Annotated in this window: 19 protein-coding genes and 1 riboswitch; of the genes, 5 read left to right on the forward strand and 14 right to left on the reverse strand. The window is 59.0% G+C overall.

The window, feature by feature from the left end:
* Positions 1-2 precede the first annotated feature (2 nt).
* The 11 genes from cbiE to PG062_RS08670 form a co-directional block, all read right to left on the reverse strand.
* Entirely contained in the window at positions 3-1,199 is a 1,197-nt protein-coding gene (cbiE, locus tag PG062_RS08620; RefSeq protein WP_270751968.1) for a precorrin-6y C5,15-methyltransferase (decarboxylating) subunit CbiE, read from the reverse strand.
* Positions 1,196-1,930, reverse strand: a complete 735-nt coding sequence (cobK, locus tag PG062_RS08625) for a precorrin-6A reductase (RefSeq protein ID WP_270751969.1) — start codon at positions 1,928-1,930, stop codon at positions 1,196-1,198. Before cobK ends, cbiE begins: the two co-directional genes overlap by 4 nt.
* A complete protein-coding gene (gene cobJ, locus PG062_RS08630; protein WP_270751970.1) occupies positions 1,927-2,667 on the reverse strand; it encodes a precorrin-3B C(17)-methyltransferase in 741 nt (246 codons plus the stop codon). The genes cobK and cobJ overlap by 4 nt, the downstream gene beginning before the upstream one ends.
* Positions 2,657-3,661 carry a cobalt-precorrin 5A hydrolase gene (locus PG062_RS08635; protein ID WP_270751971.1) on the reverse strand — a complete coding sequence of 335 codons (1,005 nt, stop codon included), beginning with the start codon at positions 3,659-3,661 and terminating at the stop codon, positions 2,657-2,659. Before PG062_RS08635 ends, cobJ begins: the two co-directional genes overlap by 11 nt.
* Positions 3,658-4,416 carry a precorrin-4 C(11)-methyltransferase gene (gene cobM, locus PG062_RS08640; protein ID WP_113998649.1) on the reverse strand — a complete coding sequence of 253 codons (759 nt, stop codon included), beginning with the start codon at positions 4,414-4,416 and terminating at the stop codon, positions 3,658-3,660. Before cobM ends, PG062_RS08635 begins: the two co-directional genes overlap by 4 nt.
* A gap of 3 nt (positions 4,417-4,419) precedes the next feature.
* Positions 4,420-6,381, reverse strand: coding sequence for a cobalt-precorrin-5B (C(1))-methyltransferase CbiD (cbiD, locus tag PG062_RS08645; protein WP_270751972.1), 1,962 nt, complete (start codon positions 6,379-6,381; stop codon positions 4,420-4,422).
* Positions 6,378-7,394, reverse strand: coding sequence for a FecCD family ABC transporter permease (locus PG062_RS08650; protein WP_270751973.1), 1,017 nt, complete (start codon positions 7,392-7,394; stop codon positions 6,378-6,380). The genes cbiD and PG062_RS08650 overlap by 4 nt, the downstream gene beginning before the upstream one ends.
* Positions 7,395-7,417: 23 nt before the next feature.
* On the reverse strand, positions 7,418-8,551 hold the full coding sequence (locus tag PG062_RS08655) for an ABC transporter substrate-binding protein (protein ID WP_270751974.1): 1,134 nt from the start codon (positions 8,549-8,551) through the stop codon (positions 7,418-7,420).
* Positions 8,551-9,447, reverse strand: coding sequence for an iron transporter (locus PG062_RS08660; protein ID WP_270751975.1), 897 nt, complete (start codon positions 9,445-9,447; stop codon positions 8,551-8,553). Before PG062_RS08660 ends, PG062_RS08655 begins: the two co-directional genes overlap by 1 nt.
* Before the next feature lie 336 nt (positions 9,448-9,783).
* Complete coding sequence (locus PG062_RS08665; protein ID WP_270751976.1) at positions 9,784-11,040, reverse strand: sirohydrochlorin cobaltochelatase; 1,257 nt, start codon at positions 11,038-11,040, stop codon at positions 9,784-9,786.
* A gap of 214 nt (positions 11,041-11,254) precedes the next feature.
* A riboswitch (cobalamin riboswitch) is annotated at positions 11,255-11,459 on the reverse strand.
* A gap of 100 nt (positions 11,460-11,559) precedes the next feature.
* The gene (locus tag PG062_RS08670) at positions 11,560-11,718 is read right to left on the reverse strand and encodes a response regulator (protein WP_270751977.1); all 159 of its coding nucleotides are present in this window, start codon (positions 11,716-11,718) and stop codon (positions 11,560-11,562) included.
* 190 nt (positions 11,719-11,908) lie between these two features.
* Between PG062_RS08670 and PG062_RS08675 the strand changes: the two genes are divergently transcribed.
* The 5 genes from PG062_RS08675 to PG062_RS08695 all read left to right on the forward strand — a co-directional run bounded on the left by PG062_RS08675 (position 11,909) and on the right by PG062_RS08695 (position 19,119).
* A complete protein-coding gene (locus PG062_RS08675) occupies positions 11,909-13,246 on the forward strand; it encodes a sodium-dependent transporter (protein ID WP_270751978.1) in 1,338 nt (445 codons plus the stop codon).
* A gap of 478 nt (positions 13,247-13,724) precedes the next feature.
* On the forward strand, positions 13,725-14,393 hold the full coding sequence (gene hypB, locus PG062_RS08680) for a hydrogenase nickel incorporation protein HypB (RefSeq protein WP_270751979.1): 669 nt from the start codon (positions 13,725-13,727) through the stop codon (positions 14,391-14,393).
* 78 nt (positions 14,394-14,471) lie between these two features.
* Positions 14,472-17,243 (forward strand): FAD-dependent oxidoreductase, encoded by a 2,772-nt coding sequence (locus tag PG062_RS08685; protein WP_333559400.1) that lies wholly within the window; start codon positions 14,472-14,474, stop codon positions 17,241-17,243.
* Positions 17,244-17,615 (forward strand): hydrogenase maturation nickel metallochaperone HypA, encoded by a 372-nt coding sequence (locus PG062_RS08690; RefSeq protein WP_114000427.1) that lies wholly within the window; start codon positions 17,244-17,246, stop codon positions 17,613-17,615.
* Between the two features lie 121 nt (positions 17,616-17,736).
* Positions 17,737-19,119, forward strand: a complete 1,383-nt coding sequence (locus PG062_RS08695; protein ID WP_270751980.1) for an MATE family efflux transporter — start codon at positions 17,737-17,739, stop codon at positions 19,117-19,119.
* Positions 19,120-19,473: 354 nt separating this feature from the next.
* Here PG062_RS08695 and PG062_RS08700 read toward each other — a convergent pair whose 3' ends face one another.
* The 3 genes from PG062_RS08700 to PG062_RS08710 form a co-directional block, all read right to left on the reverse strand.
* On the reverse strand, positions 19,474-20,760 hold the full coding sequence (locus tag PG062_RS08700) for an ABC transporter substrate-binding protein (RefSeq protein WP_270751981.1): 1,287 nt from the start codon (positions 20,758-20,760) through the stop codon (positions 19,474-19,476).
* 372 nt (positions 20,761-21,132) lie between these two features.
* Positions 21,133-22,464: a glycoside hydrolase family 28 protein gene (locus PG062_RS08705; protein WP_270751982.1), complete on the reverse strand. Its 1,332-nt coding sequence runs from the start codon at positions 22,462-22,464 to the stop codon at positions 21,133-21,135.
* A 164-nt stretch (positions 22,465-22,628) separates the two neighbouring features.
* Complete coding sequence (locus PG062_RS08710) at positions 22,629-23,417, reverse strand: polysaccharide deacetylase family protein (protein ID WP_114000424.1); 789 nt, start codon at positions 23,415-23,417, stop codon at positions 22,629-22,631.
* Between the last annotated feature and the right edge of the window lie 164 nt (positions 23,418-23,581).

Raw genomic sequence — 23,581 nt, forward strand, 5'->3', positions numbered from 1 at the left:
TCTCATTCCCTCACGATCAAAAATACCGGGTTGTTGGCCATCATCAGGTGCAGGCTGCCTGCCACCTTGCTGCGGCTTACGGCAATCTGGGTCACCTGTGCGGCCAGCCCATGGGCGGCCAGGGCGGCAATACTCTGCTGCAAGGTTTCCAGCGCAATGGCGGCGATACAGAGCCGGGTCTGCGGGTTGGCGGCCAGGGCGGCATCTACAATGGCCTGCATATTGCCCTTGCTGCCGCCGATGAAAACAGCATCCGGCGCGGGCAGATTTTGCAGCGCTTCAGGGGCTTTGCCCGCGATCAGCGTTAAGTTACTGGCGGCAAATTTGGCCTGGTTCTGGCGAACCAGCGCGCAGGCATCGGCATCACATTCCACCGCGTACACCTGACCCATGGGGGCGGCCAGCGCCATTTCCACGCTCACGCTGCCCGTTCCGGCACCGACATCCCACAGGGTATCAGTGGGGGCAACGGCCAGCTTGGCCAGCGCGGCGGCGCGCACCTCCTGCTTGGTCATCGGCGTTTTGCCGCGGATGAAGGCTTCATCCGGCAGGCCGGGCACGCGGGGCTGCGGTTTGGGGCAGGGCTCCACCAGCAGCACGCTGAGCGGCGCAAAGCTGCCGCCCGCCAGCGTTTGCACCGTATCGGTGATGACCTTTTGCTGCGGGGTGCCAAGGTTCTCACCAACCGTGGCCTGCACCGCGCCAAAGCCTGCGGCGGCTAGAATCTCACACAGCGCGGCGGGGCTGGTATTGCGCCCGCCCGTCAAAAAAAAGGTCGGGCGGTCGCTCCGGCACTCTGCCGCAGGGGCGCAGGCACATCCGTGGGCGCTGACAAGATTCCAGTTCTGCCACGGCCTGCCCAGCGCCGCGGCCAACAGCTGTACGCTGGAGATCCCCGGCAGCACCGTTACTTCCGCCCCCTGTGCCCGCAGCTTGGGCACCAGCGCCGCAGCACCGGAATAAAAGCCGGTATCCCCGCTGTAAACCAGCGCGGCGGTCTGGCAGAGCTCCGCTTGCAGGCAGGCCAGCACTTCATCCGGCAGGTAAATTGGCTTGCGGTTGGGGGTACAGCCATCCGGCAGGTTTTGCAGCAGCCGCTTTGCCCCCAGAATCAGCCCTGCCGTTTGCAGGGCCTGCAAGCCCTGGGCAGTCAAACTGCCGGGCAGCCCGCTGCCCATGCCAACCAATGTAATCTTCATAACAGCTCCCTGCATCGTTGCAAAATTTCTTCGGCGGTCTCGCCGCATTCCTCCGGGCGGCGCAGTACAACCAGCGTGGCCCCGCTTTGGGCGGCAGCCTGGGCTTTCTCGGCAAAGCCACCCGCGCTGCCGCCGTCCTTGGTGACAAGGTAACGGATGTGGAACTGCTGCATCAGTGCAAGGTTCAGTTCCAGCGTAAAGGGCCCCTGCATGGCAATGATGTTGCGGTGCGGGATGCCCGCGCCCTCGCACGCCGTAATGCCCGCCACGGTGGGCAGCACCCGCGGGTACAGGCGGGCGGCATCCAGCCCGGCAAAGGCCGCAAGCTCCTTGGCGCCGGTGGTGAGCAGAACATTGCCCTGCGTTGCGGCTAAATACTGCGCGGCCTGGGCGGCGCTGCCCAGCACCACACTGCCCGCGGGCAAGGTGCTGGCAGCGCGCAGCAGGCGGTGGTACTCTACCCCGGCTGCGTTGGCGGCGGCGCGGATGTTTTTGGTGGCTTCCACCGCGTAAGGGTGGGTGGCATCCACACAAAGGGCTGCGCCCTGCAAAAGCTCCGCCATGGCGCCGGGCAGCAGGCGACCGGAATGTACGGTAATGCCGGGGGCCTGGCCCTGTTCCTCGGCCCCCAGGTCGGTTGCTACGCTGACGGTAACGGCAATGCCCAACGCGGCAGCGGCGCGGGAGAAATCCCGCCCTTCGGTAGTGCCGCTGAACACAACGATCCTCATACCCCGTGGTACCCCCGCGGCGTTACCATCCACCCGCTGACCTGGTGGGTGGCGCTGTTGCCGATGAACACCGTGGTGAACATATCCACGGTGGTGTGTTCCAGCTCGGCCAGTGTCATCTGGCTGCTCTGCTGGCCGGTGCGGCCAATGCTGCGTATCACACCGCAAAGGGTACCCGCCCCCTTGCCGTTTTGCAACAGGATGCGAACCGCCTTTTGCAGGTAATCCGGCCGCCCTTTGGAAGAGGGATTGTACAGCGCCACGCAGAAATCTCCCATGGCGGCGCAGGCCAGCCGCTTTTCGATCATCTCCCACGGAGTCAGCCGGTCCGAAAGGGAGATCACGCAGAAATCATGGGCCAGCGGTGCGCCCAGCACGGCGGCACCGCTTAATGCGGCGGTCAGGCCGGGAACGACCTCCACTTCCACATCGGGGTATTCCGCCGCCAGCTCCAGCAGCGGGCTGGCCATGCCGTACACCCCGGCGTCGCCGGAGCAGACAAGCGCCACCGTTTTGCCGGTCTGGGCCGTTTGCAGCGCCCAGCGGCAGCGGTCGATTTCTTTGGTCATACCGGTGGCATAGGTTTCTTTTTCCGGGTACAGGGGGCGCACAAGGTCGATGTAAACGGTGTAACCGCACAGCACATCAGCCTCTTGCAACGCATGGCGGGCCTGCGCGGTCAAAAACTGGGCATCGCCAGGGCCAAGGCCCACAACGGATACAAGGTTACGCTTCATCGGTTTTCCATCTCCAATCCGGGGCAAAGGGGCGCACGGCAGCGGCAAAGGTCACGCCGGTATGCGCATATTTGGGCAGCAGCAGCGTGCCGCCGGAAGCCAGCACGGCGGCGCGCTCGCAGACGTTATCCACACCCGTCACCCCCTGCACAAAGCGGGAGGCGCTGAAAGTTCCGGGCACAGCGCGCAGCTGGGCGGCGGAATAAAAGCTGACCGGCCAGCCGTGGCTGCGGCAGAACTCCAGCAGGCCGGGCTCGTTCTGTTTTAGATCAATGCTGGCGGCGGCGGTAATTCCGACCGGGGCCAAATTTGTATCGGCGCAGAACGCTGCAAACGCGGCTTCCAGCTGGACGGCGGTGGTACCGCGCTTGCAGCCAACGCCCAGCACGCCAATGCGGGGGATCAGATGCAAAGCGTTCCCCTGCGGGGTCATTGTCAGGGCAAAATCAGCGCCAGACGGTTCTTCGGCTTCCGCCACACCGGCGGGCGGGGTGCCCGCAATGGCCCAGGGGGAAGCATACCGCACCGTTTTGCCGGCCAGCAGTGCCCCGCTGACGAATTTAATGCGCGGGGTTTCCCACACAGCGCAGTTTTGTTTTTTGGCCCACTCATCCACGGCAAACAGGCCGTTGGCATCGGTCGCCGTGGTGATCACCGGCACCGCACCACAGGCGGCAGCCAGCCGGCGGGCCAGGTCATTTGCGCCGCCCAGATGGCCGGAGAGCAGCGGCACCGCAAAGCGGCCACATTCATCCAGCACCACAACGGCGGGGTCGGTGGCCTTGCTTTGGCAGTGGGGCGCAATGGCCCGCACCGCAATGCCCGCCGCCCCCACAAACACCAGGGCATCCGCCGCGGCAAACTGCTGGGCCGTCCACCCGGCCAGCGTCACCCCGCCCAGCCCGCAGCGGCTGACGGAGCCGGGGCAGGTTTGGGCCAGCTGCTGCGCCAGCGCCAGCCCCTTGGCCGTAAAGGCAAGATACGCACAGTTCACGGTTTGGTCCCCTCGCGGTATTCGGTGGTAAAGGCGGGGTCGTACAGTTTGCTGCGGGCATAGCAGCGGCCAAGGAAATCCCCCACCACGATCAAGGCCGTTTTGGTAATGCCCGCCTGCTTGGTGCTTTGGGCCAGGGTGCCAACGGTGCAGCGCACGGTTTTCTGTTCCGGCCAGGTGGCCTTGTACACCACGGCGGCGGGGGTGCTTGCGGTGTATGCCCCCTGCAGCAGTGCTTCCTGCACTTTATCAATTAAGCCGATGGAGAGAAAAATCACCATGGTAGCGCCGTGGCTGGCCAGGCTGGCGAGCTTTTCCTTTTCCGGCACAGGGGTGCGGCCCTCCATGCGGGTAATGATGACCGTCTGGCTGACGGCGGGCAGCGTGTACTCGGCGTTCAGCGCGGCGGCGGCACCGCAAAAGCTGGAAACACCGGGCGTATCATCGTAAGCAATGCCGTCGGCGTCCAGCGCGTCCATCTGCTCCCGGATGGCCCCGTACAAACAGGGGTCCCCGGTGTGCAGCCGCACAGTGGTTTTGTGTTCGGCTTCCATTTGGCGCATCACGGCAAGCACCTGTTCCAATGTCATTTCAGCACTGTTATAAATGGCGCAGCCGGCTTTGGCCAGCCCCAGCAACGCCGGGTTGACCAGGCTGCCCGCATAAATAATGCAGTCCGCCGTTTGCAGTAGCGCCGCACCGCGCCGGGTGATCAGATCCGGTGCGCCGGGGCCTGCGCCCACAAAATGTACCATACCTCATTGCTCCTTTTTCTGCCAGCTTTGCAGCAGCTGGGCGGCGGTCTCAGTCTGGCCCAGCGGCCCGGCCTGGTTGGAAAACAGTACAGCCCCCACCCGGAACGCCCCCGCCACGCGGCGGTCCAGATGCAGCTGGATGGCCTGCAATAGGCTTTCGAGCACCGGCTCCCGCAGGTTTTCGTCATCCAGAATGTCCAGGCAGGCGTCCGTTGTGGCGGCGTCCATCAGGGCACGGCAGGTGGCCTGGCTGGCCCCGCAGAGCGCCGCATGGGCACAGAACAGTTCGGTGCGGCAATCCGCCATGCGGGAATGGGTGTTCATAATGCCACCCGCCAGCTTGACCAGCTTGCCGATGTGCCCCACCAGCAATACCTCTGCAAACTGCTCCGCAGCGGCCATATCCAGCGCATCCCCCATAAAGTTGGAGCACTTGACCACCGGGATGCTGCTGTATTCCGGCAGGTTTTGGGCCAGGTAGTCCAGCCCATAGTTGCCGGGGGCCAGGATCAGCCGCTTGGGGCTTTGCTCCCGCAGGGCGGCCTGGTGGATCTCCAGCTGCACGGTATCCAGGATGGCCTGCTGGCTCATGGGCTCCACAATGCCGCTGGTGCCCAGGACGGAAAGCCCGCCTTCCACCCCGATGTGGGGGTTAAAGGTGCGTTTGGCGGCTTCCTCGCCCCCCTCGATCGAGATCATTACGTCAAAGCCGCCGTCATACCCGGCTGCTTCGGCCTCCGCGTGCAGGGCATCGGTGATCATCCGGCGCGGTACATGGTTGATGGCCGCCTGCCCCACCGGCTGGTCCAGGCCGGGCTTCGTCACACGGCCCACACCGGGGCCGCCGTCAATCGTGACCTGGCCGGGGGCATCCGGCAGCAGGGTGATGTCGGCTATGACCGGCAGGCCGGTGGTAACGTCCACATCGTCCCCGCCGTCCTTGCGGATGGCGCACTGGGCGCCGGCGGCTGTTTTGCGGCAGTAGATGGGCGCAACTTCCACCACAATGCCTTTTGGGGTGCGCAGGCCGACGGATTCCGGCGCTTTACCGGTCAGCAGCAGGCGGGCGGCCCCGGCAGCGCCAAGGGCGGCGCAGGTGCCGGTGGTGTAGCCGCAGCGCAGCAGCTTTTGCCCGCTGCGGATGTAATGTTCAAACCTGGGCGGCTCCTGTTTGGCGGGTCTCCGTTCGGGTTCACACTCCGGCTGGGGGCCGTACAACGCTTCGTACTGCTCTTTGGTCAGGCGGTACAGCGTGCGGATGTTCTCTGCGGCAAACGCGTCTTTCGGTGTCATCACGCCGGAAACGCCCTGCGGCGATACGCACACCACGGTATCCGCAATTTTTTGCGCCAGCTCCAGCTCGTGCAGGCTGACAATGACGGCCACCTGTTTTTCCTGTGCCAGCTGGTGCAGGATGGTCAGCAGCTCAATTTTGCCTTTGATATCCAAAAATGACGTTGGTTCGTCCAGCAGGATAATTTCCGGCTGCTGGCAGACGGCGCGGGCCAGCAGAACGCGCTGGCGCTGGCCATCACTGATTTTGGTAAAGTCCCGGTCGGCCAGCTCATCCGCCTGTACCAGATGCAGGGCATCCCGCACCTGCTGTTTGTCCTGCTCGGACAGGATGCCCAGCCGTCCGGTGTAGGGGTAGCGCCCGGCAGCGGCCACATCAAAACAGGTGGTCAGCTCGGTGTGGCGGGTGTGGGGCAGCATCAGGGCCATTTTGCGCGCGCGGGCATTGGGGGTGTAGGTTGTCTGGTTTTGGCCCTGCAGCAGCACAGCGCCGCTTTGCGCCGCCAGCTGCCCGGCCAGCGTTTTGAGCAGGGTGGATTTGCCCGCGCCGTTGGGGCCGATCAACGCTAAGATCTGCCCGCGCTGCACGCCAATGCCAATGTTTTGTAATAGCGGCGTTTTGCCGTACCCGATGGCAAGATCCTGCGTTTGGCAGTAAAATGCTTCGCTCATGCCCGGCCCTCCCCGCTTTGGCGGCGCACCAACAGCCAGATGACTACCGGCGCACCAAATACCGCTGTGACGGAGCTGATGGAAAGCTCGGTGGGGGCAAACAGGCTGCGGGCGATCAGATCACACAGCAGGCAGAACGCCGCCCCACCCAGCGCACAGCCCGGCAGCACATGCAGCGGCTTGGCGCTTCCCAACGCCTGCTTGACCAAGTGCGGCACCGCAATACCCACAAAGGAAATGGGCCCCGCAAACGCCGTGACACAGGCGGCCAGTAAACTGGAAAGCAGCACCAGCGCCACGCAGAACGGCCGCACAGCCACACCCACGCTTTGGGCATACTGCTCCCCCATCTGGTAGGCGGCCATCGGCTTGGCCAGCAAAAAGGCCGCGGCCAAACAGGGCAGCACCACCAGCGCAGCGGCGGCCACATTGCCCCAGGTCATGCCGGAAAAGCTGCCCATGGACCAGTTGTGCAGGTTGACGATGTTGGAATCCTGTGCAAAGGCCACTACAATATCGGTGACAGCGGAGCAGATATAGCCGATCATCACGCCGCAGATGACCAGAATGCTCATGCGGTGTACCCGGCGCGCCACGCTGAGCACAAAGGCCATGGCAGCCATGGATCCAGCAAAGGCGGCCAGAATCAGGGTGAGCGAGTTGGTCAGCAGGCCGTGGTTCAAAAATACCACCATCGTCAGCGCAACCACCAGCTTGGCCCCACTGGAAATGCCCATGACAAACGGCCCCGCAATGGGGTTGGCAAAAAAGGTTTGCAGCAGGTAGCCCGCTACCGAGAGCGCCGCCCCCAGCAGCACCACCATAACGGCACGCGGCAGGCGCAGCTGCAATAGGATATTGGCGGCCAGTTCATCCTGCTCGCGGCCCAGCAGCGCCTGCACCACGCCGCGCGGCGAAATTGCCACACTGCCCCAGAACAGGTTGAGCGCAAACAGCCCCAGCAGCGCCGCCGCAAGGGCTACATATGTAATTGTCAGGCGCTTGGTGTGCATGGCGCTGCCTTTCTGTAATAAAATTATTCTACATGCGTTAAAAATGTCAGTTCACTGTCCGCGGGGGTGCCCTCGGTAAACACGCGGTTCATATCCAGAATCAAATCCGGAAGCTCCATGCTTTGCTGGAACAGGCTCTGCGCGGTACACCACACATTGCCGTTCTGCACGGCCTTGAACTGCGCCAGCAGCGGGCATTTTTCCACCAGCTGTTCGGTGCTGGCAATGCTGCCCTCAATGGTGCTGTTGTAGAGCAGCACATCGGCGTCCTTGGCACCGGCGTAAAAATCTTCCAGCGAAAGATTGATGGTGGCCAGATTGTTGCCGTTGTCCGTTAAATCAGCAAACACATAGCTGCCGCCCGCCATCTCGATCATGCGGGCCACATAGTCGCTGCCTTTGCGCACCGTGACAAGGTTGTTGGAAGTGATGGAGAAAAACGCCACCGTTTTGCCGGTGGGCTGCTGGTTTTCCAGCGGGGCAACGCGCTGTACCTGGGTGTCAAACAGCTGTTCCGCCTCCTGCTGTTTGCCCAGCAGAATGCCGTACAGCTTGACCCATTCCATGCGGGCCAGAGGGTCGGTTTCATAGCTGGAACGCTCCACCAAAACGGGGATGCCGAACTTTTCCAGCTGCTCTTTGACCTCCGGCGTATGGTAGATCATCGTGTTTTCAATGGCAAGTCCACAGCCGGAAGCCAGAATGGTTTCATAGTCCGGGGCGCTGTACTTGCCCGCATAGGCAATCTGCCCCGCCTGCATGGCGGCTTTGGCTTCGGGCAGGTACCAGCCATCCGCCTTGGTGCCGGAAAGTGCAATGCTGTCCAGCGCGCCCAGGCTGATGATGGGGTCCATAGCGGAGGTGGAAACCAGATAGATATTCTCAATGGGCTGTTGCAGCACGGTGGTGCCCTGGGGCAGATCCTCCGGAACGGCAGCGCCCTGCGGCACCACCAGATATTGGCTGTCCGCAATGGTGATCAGCTCGTACCCGCCGGTGCATTCATCCACGGTAAACTGTTTGGCGTATTGCAGCGGGTAGCTGCTTTCCACGGTAAGGGTGGGGGCAGCCGTGCTGCCGCTGCCCGCGCAGCCGGCCAACAACAAAAGCGCTGCGGCAGAAAGTGCGGCACAAAGCCCAAAACGTTTCGTCTGCATTATTCTGCGGGGGTCAGCGTGGCGCTGTCAAAGGTCAGGGTATAATCGATCTCGTGCGGGGTGCTCATGGCAACGGTATCGGCGGTAACGGCAAGGGCGGTATCCAGCGCAGCAACGGGGATTTCAAAGGTGGAGTTGCCTTCGGTGTTGGTGGGCAGGTACTTTTCTCCATCAATCAGCATATAGTCATAGTTGGGGCTGCTCCACACAATCACGGCGGTCATGGTTCCATCGGCAACCGTCAGGGCGGCAGGGCTTTCCACCGTGGCGCGGCCGGAGCCGCCCTCCAGTGTGACAGCGCAGGTGTAGCTGCCATCAGCAGGCACAGCGGCGGTTTCGGCAGCGGCATCTTCGGTCTTAGGCTCGGCATTGCGCACGCTGACGGTATGGTCGTACCAGGTGCCCTTGGTGCCCAAAATGGCCAGCTGGAAGTCGGTATCCACAGCGTCCAGCGGAATATCATAGCCGTACACTTCATCGCTGGTGCCGTCGGAATAGGTCACAGTATCGGTGGTGGGCTGCAGCCAGTCGCTCTCGTGGCTGGGGGCGTCCTCGGCAGTGCCCAGGTACAGGTTGACGATTTTTTTCGATGCCAGACTGACATGGAAGGTCATTTTGCCATCGGCGACAGTCAGGGTGCCCTTGCCATCGCAGGCTTCGTTGGCGTGCACCATACTGCTGTCGGTTTCAAATTCGGCGATATACACGCCGTCCGGCAGAGCAGCTTCGGTCTGGGGTTCTGCGGTGGGGGCGGTGGCTTCACTGCCGACAGCCTCGGTGGCAGCAGGGGTGGAGTCAGCGGAAGAAGCGCCGGTTGCGGTGGAGCCGCAGCCAGCCAGCAGAGCGGCCAGCACCAGGGCGGCCACAGCGCCGGAAATTACACGATTTTGTTTCATTGGGTGTTACCTCGCATTGTAAAAAATTGAAATGATAGAATAAAGGCAATACCGCATAATTCTAAGTGCCGATACGGCGAGCGAGGTGCGGCAGATGCCGTGCCGCAGCCGCCGGAGCGGTGCTTAAGCCGTAAGGCGGGAATTGTGCGGTGTTGCCTTAGGTTGGCGGGGGCACTGCATGGTTTGGCGAGAGAGGCTAAAGATTCAAAGAAAAGCGTGGGGACGCGGCACAGCCGCAGCGCAGCCTCATTTTGGCGCACAGCGTTTCCCCCGGTCCGCACAAAACAAAAGCTGCCCGAAAAGACGTTGATCCTTCCGGGCAGTATGCATCATAAATCAGCCATTCAGGGAATCAATAGCGGCCTTGGTATGGTCAATGTAGATCTGCTGCACATCAGCAATTTCGCCCAGACCGGCAATCTGGGTATCCACGCTGTCAAAGCAGCCGGCGGCCTTGAACTGGCTCAGCCAGGAATCTGCGTCATCGCCAGCCATATCGTTGTTGGCATGGTCACCGGCAACCACCATCAGGGGGCGCAGGACAACCTTGGTGTAACCGGCTTCCTTGATCTTTTCGATCACAGCCTCGCAGGCGGTGTCTTCCGGCTCGCCCTCAACAGTGCCAATGAACACATTGTCATAGCCCAGGGTCTGCATGGTCATCTGCATCTGGCTGTAGCTGATCTTTGCGGTGTGGGAAGTGCCGTGGCCCATGAACACAAAAGCAGTGCCATCGGCGGCAGCAGCGGCGGCGTCATCATAACCAGCGGCGGCAACAGCCTCGGTGGTGATGGCAGTGGCAACAGCTTCCTTATCAGCGTTGATTTCGGTAGCGTCAGCGCCAACTTCGCCCAGCAGGGGCTCAGCAATGGCAACGCTTTCGAACTTATCCGCGTACTCGTTCACAGCTTCGCACATTTCGTCGTACTCAGCGCCGTGCATCAGGTGAGTAGGCTGAACAACCAGGTTCTTAACGCCGTTGGCAACCGCGCGGTCCAGAGCCTGCTTCATGTTATCGATTTTCTCGCCATCGCGGGCCTGCACATGGTTGATGATGATCTGTGCGGTGAAAGCGCGGCGGACGGACCAATCCGGGTAAGCGGCCTGCAGGGCATCCTCGATGCCCTTGATATCTGCCACGCGGCTGCTGTTGAAGGAGGTGCCAAAGCTGACGACCAGCAGTTCGTTTTCGCCGATCTCATCCCCATTGCGGGAATCGTCCAGGTTGGCATCGCCGGTATTGCGGCCAAAGTAGTCGGGGTCAGCGTTCTCGCCTTCCACCAGCTCTTTCTGGGTATCGGTCAGGGTGTCCCATGCCTGCTTGGCAGCTTCGCACTGGGCGTCGGTGTCATCGGTGCGCTCCTGCACATAGATGGCATCGATCAAGTCTGCACATTTCTTTGCGGCCACTTCGTCTGCATCTCCCTCGTCTGCGCTTTCAGCGGGTGTTTCGGTGCTTACAGCCTCGCTTTCGGCGGGGGCACTGCTGGCAGCCATGCTGTCAGATGCCGCACCACAGCCAGCCAGCAGGGCGGCGGCCAGAGCCAGTGCGGTCAGCACGGCAGCGGGCTTTTTCAGGTTGTTGTGTTTCATGTGTTTTGCTTCCTTTCTCCTATGGCAAATCTATTTGCTGAAAAACAGGTACAGGAAACAAAACCCAAGCGCAGCAGCTTTGCAGACAAAACTGCCACAAAAAAACGAGGGTCTTTCTGTGTGCAGAACGGCAACGCAAAAAGACCCCCGGATTTTCCATGAGCTTTTCAGGTACAACCAATTCCTCGTGATCTGGAGCAATGCTCCCGTACCAACAGCGGGCAGGTTTCCTGGCTGAAAGCTCAACGCCTGCCGCCGCCTTCCCAAGCAATGCTCAGTGACCGGTGCAAATGCACCCTGGCGGCAGGCTCCCTTATCACAGTGACGAGATCGTGCGGGATTTGCACCCGCTTCCCTTTTACCCTTTCCAGAGCGCCGGAAGGCTCAGCCGCCCGGCAAACAATGAAAGGCACCTGCTGTTTTATATTCAGTTTCTGACTCATTGTAGCACATTGCATCCAAAAGCGCAAGGTGCTGTTTGTATGTTCTGCCGAATTTTTTCGGCCTTCCTAGGCGTCCTTACAGCCGCCGGTGCAAAATCTCACACAAGCGTTTCATATCCAGCGGCTTGGCGGCATGCTCGTTCATACCGGCGGTTTTGGCCGGCTGCACATCCTTGGCAAAGGCGTTGGCCGTCATGGCAACAATGGGCTCCTGCGCGGCGTCGGCTTTGGGCAAAGAACGGATGGCCGCGGGGCGCGTTTTTGTATTTTGTCGGTTTACAACTTTAAATCGCTTGCAGTTGGCATGACAGTGTGGTAAGCTAATATGGATTTAATATGGTAGTGGTTATCTATGCTGCCGTGCGGGCCGCTGCCTTTTCCCACGCGGCAGCACAAATAAAAATGGGAGAAAACAATTTAAGTTTATGAAGAATCGTGAACGGCTCGGAAGCCGGCTTGGCTTCATCATGCTGTCAGCCGGCTGCGCCATTGGCTGCGGCAATGTGTGGAAATTTCCCTGGATGTGCGGCCAGAACGGCGGCGGCAGTTTTATGCTGCTGTACATTATTTGTCTGGTCGTGCTGGGTCTGCCCGCCATGACGATGGAATTTTCCGTTGGGCGTGCAGCGCAGGCCAGCCCTATCCGCATGTACCAGAAGTTGGAAAAGCCCGGCTGCAAGTGGGGCATTTTCGGCATTGCCAGCCTGATTGGCAACATTGCCCTGATGGCATTTTACACCGTGGTGACCGGGTGGATCATCTATTATTTCATCAAGTTCCTTACCGGCCAAAACGCAGATTTCGGATTTACCCAGATGATTACGAACCCCACGGTGAATGTGGTGTTTTTGCTGGTGACTGTTGTGGTAGCATTTGCCATTTTAAGCTTTAACCTGCAGGGCGGGCTGGAGCGCATTACCAAATATATGATGCTGGCCCTGTTGGTGCTGATGCTGGTGCTGGCGGTGCACAGCCTGCCCCTGCCGGGCGCGGCAGAAGGCTTGAAATTTTACCTGGTGCCGGATTTTGGAAAGATCGATGGCAGCGTTGTGGTGGGCGCCATGAACCAGGCGTTCTTTACCCTTTCCGTTGGCATGGGCGGCATGGCGATTTTTGGCAGCTACATTGAAAAAGAACACTCCCTGATGGGGGAATCCGTCCACATTATTGTGCTGGATACTTTGGTTGCGGTGCTGGCCGGCATCATCATGTTCCCCGCCTGCTTTACCTATGGGCTGGAAGTGAACGCCGGGCCCAGCCTGCTGTTTGATACCATGGCTACCGTGTTCAACAACATGACCGGGGGCCGCTGGTGGGGCACGCTATTCTTTTTGTTCATGGTGTTTGCCGCACTTTCCACCGTGTTGGGCGTGTGCGAAAACATCCTTGCCATGGTGCGGGAGCTGACCGGGTTAAGCCGCCCCAAGGGCGCTTTGCTGTGTGGCGTGGGCATCTTTCTGTTGGCGCTGACCACCGCGCTGGGCTACAGTGTACTGCATTTCCAGCCGTTTGCCGCGGGCACGGCCTGGCTGGATCTGTGGGATTTCATTGTTTCCAATAACATTTTGCCGCTGGGTTCACTGGTATTGGCGCTGTTCTGCTGCAACTCTTTCGGTTGGGGGTGGGACGCTTTTGTTCAGGAGGCCAACACCGGCAAAGGCTTAAAAGTGCAGCCCTGGATGAAGCCGATCTTCCGCTTTGTGGTGCCCGCCGCCATTGCGTTCATTTATATTTACGGCATGGCAACTTTTGCATGGAATTGATCCCCCCGCTTTTTATAAAACCTTAGGCAACACCGCACAATTCCCGCCTTACGGCTTAAGCACCGCTCCGACGGCTGCGGCACGGCATCTGCGTTGCCAAAATGCTCGATAATGTCGGGTTGCGGTACCCGCATCGTGCTTCGGGGGCAAAAGCCCCTCGCACTCTGCGACCGCTGCCCCTGCTTCGGTTCGCTGTTTCCGCCACTGGCGGCGCTCACCTTTGCAGCATCCAGTATTATCTGCGCTTTTGGCTTAGCAGCTGCCGCACCTCGCTCGCCGTATCGGCACTTAGAATTATGCGGTATTGCCCTTATCTTTCCCTGCAGGCAGTGTGGCGGCGTTCCGTCATTCTGCCTGCTTCTTTTTGCCCAATTTGGCGGGAATACCAAAATCTTCGTTTAACATTGCGCTTTCGCCACCCGGATGTTAAACTGTTAACAAGAGTATACCGCGATAAACACATGTAAGGAGCACCCCCATGGACAACGTGAAAATTCTGGAAGTAAAACAGAGCATTTTTGCTTCCAATGATGAACAGGCCGCCCAGCTGCGGCAGAGCCTGAAAGAGAAAAAGATCTTTCTGCTGAATTTGATGAGCGCACCGGGCAGCGGCAAAACCACCACCCTGCGCAGCACCATTGCCGCGCTGAAAGATGAGCTGCGCATCGGTGTGATGGAAGCGGACATTGATTCCGATGTGGACGCCAAAGCCATTGCCGCTGCCGGGGCAAAAGCCATCCAGCTGCACACCGGCGGCATGTGCCACCTAGATGCCGAGATGACTCGCCAGGGGCTGGAGGGCCTTGGCCCCCAGGATGTGGACCTTGTGGTGCTGGAAAACGTGGGCAACTTGGTCTGCCCGGCAGAGTTTGACACCGGTGCGGTGAAAAACGCGATGATCCTATCCGTGCCCGAAGGGGACGATAAGCCATTGAAGTACCCCCTGATGTTTCAGGTGTGCGACGTGGTTCTTATCAACAAAATTGACGTTTTGCCGTATTTTGATTTCGATATGGACAAATGCCGGGAATATATCGCCATGCGCAACCCCAACGCAAAGGTCATCCCCATCTGCGCCAAAACCGGCGAGGGCATTGCCGAATGGACCGATTGGCTGCGGGAGCAGGTGAAAGCGTGGCAGGCATAAGGGCACAGCAAACCCGGACCGTCTGCAAAGCAATGCAAACGAAGCAGAACATGCACAGAGCAATAAAAGGAGCAAGCCATGAGCGAACCGACCGCTTTCCCACTGGACGAAAGCAAGCTGCCGTTCAAGATCCCCAAGGACACAAAGCCGCGGGAAAAAATTATGAAGCTGGGGCAGATGATCACCGACCGTGTGCCCGCCAAGCTGCGCCGCCTGACGGTGGAGGACCCCGAATATTGGGGTCTGGCCAGCATTGTGACTGACGAAATGGCCGATGTTGCCCTGAAAATGAAGGTGCGCCAGCCAATGACCCTGCCGGAACTGGAAAAAGCCACCGGCAAACCCGCCAAAGAGCTGGAGCCCCTGCTGTATCAGATGAGCTGCGTTGGCCTGTTGGAATACAACTGGGAGAACCCCCGCCGCGAAAAACAGTACATTCTGCCCATGTTTGTGCCCGGCAGCGCCGAGTTCTTTAACATGAACAAACAGCAGATTGCCGACCACCCCGAAGTGACCGCCTTTTTTGAGCGGATGACCTTTTTGCCGCTGGAACACATTACCGCCATGGTGCCCCCAGGCGGCGCAGGCATTGGCATGCACGTGATCCCGGTCGAAAAAGCCATCGAGACCGAAAACCACTCGCTGGATATCGAACACATCTCCCACTGGCTGAAAAAATACCAGGGCAAGTATGCCGCCGGCCCCTGTTCCTGCCGTATGTCCCGCGCCGCCATGGGCGAAGGCTGCGGCGATGACCCGGATGACTGGTGCATCGGCGTGGGCGATATGGCGGACTATCTGGTGGAAACCAACAAGGGCCATTATGTGACCTATGACGAAGTGATGCGGATCTTGCAGAAAGCCGAGGACAACGGCTTTGTGCACCAGATCACCAACATTGACGGCGAGAACAAGATTTTTGCCATCTGCAACTGCAATGTCAACGTCTGCAACGCCCTGCGCACCAGCCAGCTGTTCAACACCCCCAACATGAGCCGCTCGGCTTACGTTGCCAAAGTGGAACCGCAAAACTGCGTTGCCTGTGGCCGCTGCGTGGAGTTCTGCCCCGCCGGTGCCGTTAAGCTGGGCCAGAAGCTGTGCACCAAAAACGGCCCGGTGCAGTACCCCAAGCAGGAACTGCCCGACACTGTAAAGTGGGGCCCCGAAAAATGGGCGGTGGACTACCGCGATAAAAACCGCATCAACTGCTATGATACCGGCACCGCCCCCTGCAAAACCGCCTGCCCCGCCCACATTGCGGTGCAGGGCTACCTGAAAATGGCCGCGCAGGGCCGCTACCGCGATGCACTGGCGCTGATCAAAAAGGAGAACCCCTTCCCCGCCGTGTGCGGGCGCATCTGCAACCGCCGGTGCGAGGATGCCTGCACCCGCGGCACCGTGGACCAGGCAGTGGCCATTGATGCCGTGAAAAAGTTTGTGGCCCAGCAGGACCTGAACGCCGCCCACCGCTATGTTCCGCCGGTGGTGCAGCCCTCTTTGCAGGGGCCGTGGCCGCAAAAAATTGCAATCATCGGCGGCGGCCCGGCCGGGCTTTCCTGCGCGTACTTCCTTGCGCTGCAGGGCTACCGCCCGACTGTATTTGAGAAAAACGAACACCCTGGCGGCATGCTGCGGTACGGCATCCCCAGCTTTAAGCTGGAAAAAGATGTGATTGATGCGGAAATTGACATCCTGCGGGAGCTGGGTGTTACCATCCGCTGCGGTGTGGAAGTTGGCAAGGACGTTACCCTTGCCCAGCTGCGCGCCCAGGGGTACAAGGCGTTCTATCTCGCCATCGGCTGCCAGGGCGGCCGCACAGCAGGGGTTCCCGGCGAGGACGCTGCGGGCATCCAGACCGCCGTTGCGCTGCTGCGCACTGTGGGCGGGGACGAAAGCCACAAAATGACCGGCAAAACCGTGGTGATCGGCGGCGGCAATGTTGCCATTGATGCCGCCCGCGTTGCCCTGCGCTGCGGGTCCAGCGATGTAACGATGGTCTGCCTGGAACCGCGGGAAAAGATGCCCGCTTCCGCTGAAGAGATCGCCGAGGCGGAGGAAGAGGGCACTGCCATCCGCTGCGGGTACGGCCCCAAGGAATTTTTGACAAAGGACGGCCATGTGTGCGGCGTGGTGCTGAAAAGATGCACCGGCCTGTACGATGCCGAGGGCCGCTTTGCCCCCACCTATGATGAAAGCGTGACGATTACCCTGCCGTGTGACAATGTTGTGCTGAGCATTGGCCAGTGCATCCAGTGGGGCAACCTGCTGGATGGCGAAGCCGTGCAGCTTGGCCGCGGCCAGGGCGCTGTGGCCGATGCCATGACCTACCAGACTGCCCAGTCGGATATCTTTGTGGGCGGCGATGTGTACACCGGCCCGCGCTTTGCTATTGATGCGATTGCCGCAGGCAAGCAGGGCGCCATCTCCATCCACCGTTTTGTGCAGCCCAACACCAGCCTGACCATTGGCCGCAACCGCCGCGATTTTTATGAGCTGGATAAAACCAATCTGGCCCTTGGCGATTATGACCGCGCACCCCGCCAGGCAGCCGGAATGGATGATGCCATCGACGCGCACCGTTCTTTCCGGGATGCCCACCTGACCCTGACCGAAGCGCAGGTAAAAACCGAAACAGCCCGCTGCCTGGGCTGCGGTGCCAGCGTAGTGGACCCCAACAAGTGCATTGGCTGCGGCGTTTGCACCACCAAGTGTGAATTCGATGCCATCCACCTGCACCGCGACCTGCCCGAATGCAGCACCATGGTGCGGTCGGAAGATAAGTTCAAGGCCATTCTGCCTTACATGGCAAAGCGCGAAGTGAAGATCCGCTTTGGGAAAAAGGATAAGTAAATGCACGAACTTGGCATTGTGTTCCACATCATCCGCACGGTGGAGGATGTGGCCAAAGAAAACCACGTTGCCCGCATCCAGCGGGTAACACTGCAATTAGGCGAGGTTTCCGGCGTGGTGGAAAGCTACCTGCAGGACTGCTGGAAATGGGCCGCCGCCAAATCAGAGATTTTGCCCGGTGCCGCGCTGACCGTGGAGCAGATCCCCGCCATTACCCTGTGCGAAGACTGCGGCCAGCAGTACCCCACCGTGCCCCATGGCCGCACCTGCCCCCACTGCCAAAGCCCCCATACCCACCTGCTGCAGGGCAACGAGATGATGATCAAAGAAGTGGAAGCCGTGGAGCCGGAGACATCCGAAGCTTCCGGCTGAGAAAAATTCCCCGCACAGGCTACGTTATGCGGCCTTGTGCGGGGACTTTTTTGTATCTGCGGGCGGTTTATGCTATACTTGAAACTGGTATTGTGGAAACGGAAAGGATGAACCATTCCCCATGCGGCAGATCGACTTTGAACACGGCGGCATTGCACAAAACATCTTGAAAGCAGCGCTGCCCATGTTGGTGGCGCAGGTGCTGAACCTGCTGTATAACATTGTGGACCGCATTTATATTGCGCGCATCCCGGATATCGGCACGGCGGCGCTGGGCGCGGTGGGGCTTTGCTTTCCCATTATTGTCATTATTACGGCGTTCAGCAATTTGTTCGGCAGCGGCGGCGCACCGTTGTTCGCCATCGCCCGCGGCAGCGGGGATAAGGCCCGTGCCGGGCTGATTTTGAACCTGGCCTGCACGCTGTTGTTGTGCTGCGCCGGTGTATTGATGGTCATTGGCCTGCTGTTTGCCCGGCCCATTCTGGTCTTATTCGGTGCTTCGCCGGAAGCATTGCAGTATGCGCTGCCGTACCTGATGCTGTACTTGCTGGGCACCTACCCTTCCATGCTCACAACAGGGCTGAACCCGTTCATCAATGCGCAGGGCTATGCCACAGCCGGTATGCTCAGCGTGGTGATCGGCGCAGCGGCCAACCTGGTGCTGGACCCGGTGTTTATCTTTGTGTTGGGCATGGGCATCCGCGGCGCGGCGGCTGCCACGGTGCTTTCGCAGCTGCTTTCGGCGGCGTTTGTGGTGTATTTCCTGCGCTGCAAGTCGGAATACCGCGTGCAGCCGCTGCCCTTGCGTCAGCTGCCCGCCAACAGGCGCTGCATCGGCGATATCGTCAGCCTTGGCACAGCGGGCTTCATCATGCAGCTGACCAACAGCGTGGTGACGATCTGCTGCAACAATGTGCTGTCCGTGACCGGCGGCGATGTGTACATCTCGGTCATGACGATCATTTCCAGCGTGCGCCAGATGGTGGAAACGCCGATTTATGCCATTACCGAGGGCTCTTCCCCCATTATCAGCTACAATTACGGCGCACGCCGCCCCCGCAAGGTGCTGCGCGCCGCCGTCTCCATGGCCCTGATGGCTTTGGTATACACCCTTACGATCTGGGCGGTCATTCTGTTGGCACCGCACTTCCTCATCTCCATTTTCAGCAGCGATCCCACCCTGCAGGCGGATACCATCCCCGCCATGAAGCTGTATTTTTCCACCTTTGGTTTTATGCTGCTGCAATATGTGGGCCAGACAGTGTTCAAATCGCTGAACAAGCGCCGCCACGCGGTGTTTTTCTCGCTGCTGCGCAAGGTCATCATTGTGGTGCCGCTCACCTACCTGCTGCCTTATGCTTTTGGCATAGGCACCGACGGCGTGTTTGCTGCGGAGCCGGTTTCCAACGTGATCGGCGGCAGTTTGTGCTTTATTGTAATGCTGATTACCGTTTTGCCGGAGCTGAAACGGATGGATCGGGAGGATGCGAAGACAGCAAAATAGCAGAGTTGGCCGTGCAAAGCCTTTTACAAAAGGTGCTTTGTGCAGGGGCCGGTTGGCGGGTCATTTCTTTGCAGTGTTTTTGTCGATATATCGTTTGTATATTATGTTTACTTTACGCTTTAGAAGTACGTACAAGCGCATATTCTTATTTTGTTTCAAACGGTTTTCCCACTTTCAAGAAATAAAGAAAAAATTCTCCCTCGGCGGCCAGATATACGGGATCAAACCGGCATGGCCAGAGGGAGAGTTTTATTTTTATCTGGTAGTGTTATCGGGGCAGCAAGCATCGTCCCCTACAACCACTTTTCACGCTTGCGGCATGATAGAATGATATTGCCTTGCTCTTTTAGCCGCTTATTCCGCCACGGTTCTATCCAGCATAGCCGTTATCCCCTCCGCCAGCTGTTCGGCGGCCTGGGTTGTTGTCAGCTCTCCGTTGCTGCAGGCAGTCAATACGGCGGCGTACAAGCCGTCCGGCACAGCGGCCAGAGCCGGGCTTTCAAATGTGGGGTCAAGTGGGAAATCCACAAAAGCCATCATGCGGTTGTTGGCTTCCACCACCAGCGGGTTCACCAGGCCTGCCGCTGTGGCAGCCGCACGGCCAGTGACGGAATCCGGCAAACCGCAGGCAGTGCCCATGATGGAAGCACCCATATCCTCGTTCAGCAAAAAGTTGACCAGAATCGCTGCTTCTTTCGGGTGCTGGCAGCTGCTGTTGATGGCAAGGGCCAGATATACTTTAGAAAATCCGCCGTTGGCCTGCCCGCCAAAGGCGATCTCATCCCCTACCAAAAAGCCGCTGGCATTTTTTAACGCACTGCGGTAGGTTTCGGCGTCGGCATCCCAGGCAAAGGTACCGGCGTACTGGCCGTTCTGCCACATGGGGGTCTGGTCCAGCGTCCCGTTTGTCTGCTGGGCGGCAAGGGTGGGCATGACATGGTTTTCTTCCAGCGCCTGCAAAAATTCCAGCCCGGTTTTGATCTCGTCTGCCGAATATTGCAGCTGGCGATCCACCACCCACGCTTTGCCAGTGGTAGATTCCAGATAACTGACCATCAGGTTCATGCGGGCAGCTGCATCCATGGCCAGAGGGTAATATTCCTCCCCCAGCACCTCGCGGAAGGTGTTGCCTGCGGTCAGCAGCTCCTCATAGGTTTTGGGCGCATCGATCCCTGCCTGTTCAAAAGTGCAGGTGTTCCAATAAAAAATGCGGCCTGTCACCGACATTGGCACAGCCAGCAAAGCGCCATCCACTGTGCAGGCATCCAGCGCACTCTGGCTGAACTGCTCCAGATCGATCACATCGCTATATTCGTTCAGGTCAACAAACTGGTCAGCATTTTGGCCCGGCCAGGTCCAGTCCACCTGCATCACATCGGCGGTTTGATCCTCGTCAGCGGTGGTGCCGTAGCTGGTTTCTACAGTAATATATTGCAGTTTTGCCTCAAATGCCTGGATGGCCTGCTGGTAGGTTTCGGTGCGGGCATCGTCCCCCCACCAGCTCATGGTCAGGGTAACGGGTTCCGGCTGAGTGGATGCCTGTCCGGGGGCAGACTGCTGCGCCGTGCCGCAGGCGGCCAGCTGCAATGTCAGTGCGCCAACCAGCGCAAGGGCTGCGGCGTTTGCTGTTGTTTGGTTCATCGGGTTTCCTTTCTTGCAGTTGCCTGCAATGTGGATTTGCGGTTACCCCTATTATAGCGGATTCCAGTTTTTCTGTCACGGGTTGGGCGGATAATTTTGGGGGCAATTTTGCGGCATGGGAAAGGTTGGTATAAATTGTCAAGTTTGTAACGCCCCCGCCGTGGAGAAACCTTACCGCAGTACAAATATGCAATAGCCCAATCCCCATATGTAAGAGATAGCGTCCTTGGCCGCCCGACGGACGTAAGGCAACACCGCACAATTCCCGCCGAAGCGGTGCTTAAGCCGCTAGGCGGGAATTGTGCGGTGTTGCCTTTTGAATATTAACAGCGGCTTACGGCCGCCAAACAGGCATTTTGCCGCTGTATATCATCACTTTACCACAGTCACATTCTCGGTGTCCTGCCAGCAGAAATCCTGATCGAACCACGGGTCCATAGAGCTGTCTTTGCGGATAACGACGTCCTCGCAGCGGATGCTTTTGCCATGTACGCAGGTAAAGCCATTCACTTTTCCGGGAATCATGCCGGGCACCTCGCTGGGGCGCAGGTCCCAATGGTCAATGGGCCATGCGGTCTGCTTGCGGATGTCCACCCGGATGTGGCGGAACGAGATATCTTCCAGGCTGTTGCCCTCGCTTCCGTGCAGGAAAATGCCGTTTTCGCCGCTGCAGTTAATGTTTTCAAAATGTACATTGCGGATATGCCCCGCCCTGTTGCCCTGTTTGCGGTCCACCGCCGTCACACAGATGGCTTCGGCTTCGCCCCACCACTGGTCAGAGAACATGCGGGTGTTGATGTGCAGGTTGGCAAAGGTCACGTTTTCAATGTTGCCGCCATCACGCAGCATCAAAGAGATGCCGCGGTTGGTGCGGGAGATAACGCAGTTGGTGACGGTAATATTGCGGAAGTCCGAAACGCTCTCGGTGCCAAACTTGATAGCGGCACTGGTGGAGGTCAGCGTACAGTTGGAAACCACAATGTTCTCACACGGGCCAAGATATGCATTTTTCTCAGTGGTCTTGAACACGATGCAGTCATCGGCGGATTCAATATGGCAATTGTTGATGCGCACATTGCGGCAGTGGTCGGGATCAATGCCATCGCAGTTGACCATTTTCAGGTTATTCAAAATGCGGATGCCATCGATCAGCACATCCTGGCAACCCACCATATGCACGGTCCAGAACGCGCTGCGGGTCAGGGTGACTTCACGGATGGTCAGGTGCTGCACACCTTTCATCAGCAGCATGGGAATGCGCGGGTAATAGGTTCCCTCAATAAAGTTATGATCGATCTCGCCGTAAAAGTTTTCTTCGGAGCCATCGATTACGCCGCTGCCGCTGATGCAGACATCCTCGGCATCCTTAGCCATAATGAAATAATTCTTCGGCTCACCGTCATATTCGCAGTTTTCGTAAGAGGGCACTTTGAGCGATGTATCGCGGTAATGGTCGCGGTAGGCAGCTTCCACTTCCAAGAAGTCCTCTTTGTTTTCGCTGGCTTTCAGGCGGGATCCGTGCTCCAGGTGCAGCTCCACATGGCTGTGCAGCAAAATGGAACCGCATTTGTAAATATGGCCGCCCGGCACCAGCACTCGGCCGCCGCCGGCTGCCGCGCAGGCATCAATGGCTTTCTGGATGGCAGGGCCATCGTTTGTGGTGCCATCACCCACGGCACCATATTGCAAAATATCATAAATCATGATTGGCCTCCTTGGGGAGTATTCAGGGTGTACCAACAGAGCCGAAAGCCCGAATAATCTTCACAAGCAATCGTCATTTTGTTTTTAGATACACCTTAGAAGTCGTTTTTTATCAGCAGGAGGCACCAAATAAAGGCGGTGCGCAATGCTGATAAAACAGCTTCTTAAATTTCGCAGAGCTTACCCGGCTCTGCAACGCGCACCTTGCCATCGGCCACAAACCAGATGGGCTGTGCCGACGGGTTATACAGCCGCTTGCCGTCTGCACTTTCGCGCGTGCTGCGCAGCGCGGTCAGGTAATCTGCAATCTGGCCATTGGTGGCATACCAGATATCCTGTGCGCCGTGCAGCTTTTCTGCCAGCTGCTCCATCAGGGGCCAGGTGTTTTCGCGCTCAAATTCAAAGCTGTGGCCCCAGATATAAAACAGCGGCATTTTTTCATATCCCGGAACATGCAAAAACTTTTCTGCGCGTTCCAGCAGTTTATCATTGTGGTGGCAGGTGGGTTTCCAGCGCAGCAGCTCCTGCGGCAGGGCAAAACTTCCGGTGCTTTCCACCGTGCGGCTGTACTGGATGCCCATGGCGCACAGCGCTTCCACCTGTTCGGGGTAGTATTCGCCAAAGGCATAGCTCATGCCCTGCACAATACCGCCGGTCAGTTCTTCCAGCGTCAGGCGGTCCTGCCACACTTCCCGCAGCCATTCAGTCTGGTTCATCTGGCGCGGGTGGCGGTGGGTCACGCCATGGCAGGCAATTTCGTGCTCGGCGTACAGGGTAGGCAGCTCGGCCTTTTGCACATAGCCGTCCTTATCCAGGTTGCCGGAGTTCAGGTGGAAGGTTCCCTTGAAGCCCGCCTGGTTAAAAATTTCGATCAGGCGGCGGTCATATACCTGGCCGTCATCATAACTGAACGTAATGGCTTTGGCCAGCCCACCGGGATACAGGTATTCCATCGTGTTCGCTTCCTTATTATATAATGTTTAGGCAATACCGCATAATTCTAAGTGCCGATACGGCGAGCGAGGTGCGGCAGCTGCTAAGCCAAAAGCGCAGATAATACTGGATGTCTTATCGAGCATTTTGGCAACGCAGATGCCGTGCCGCAGCTGCCGGAGCG

Origin of the sequence: Gemmiger qucibialis (assembly GCF_027689445.1) — a bacterium.
GTDB lineage: Bacteria > Bacillota > Clostridia > Oscillospirales > Ruminococcaceae > Gemmiger > Gemmiger qucibialis.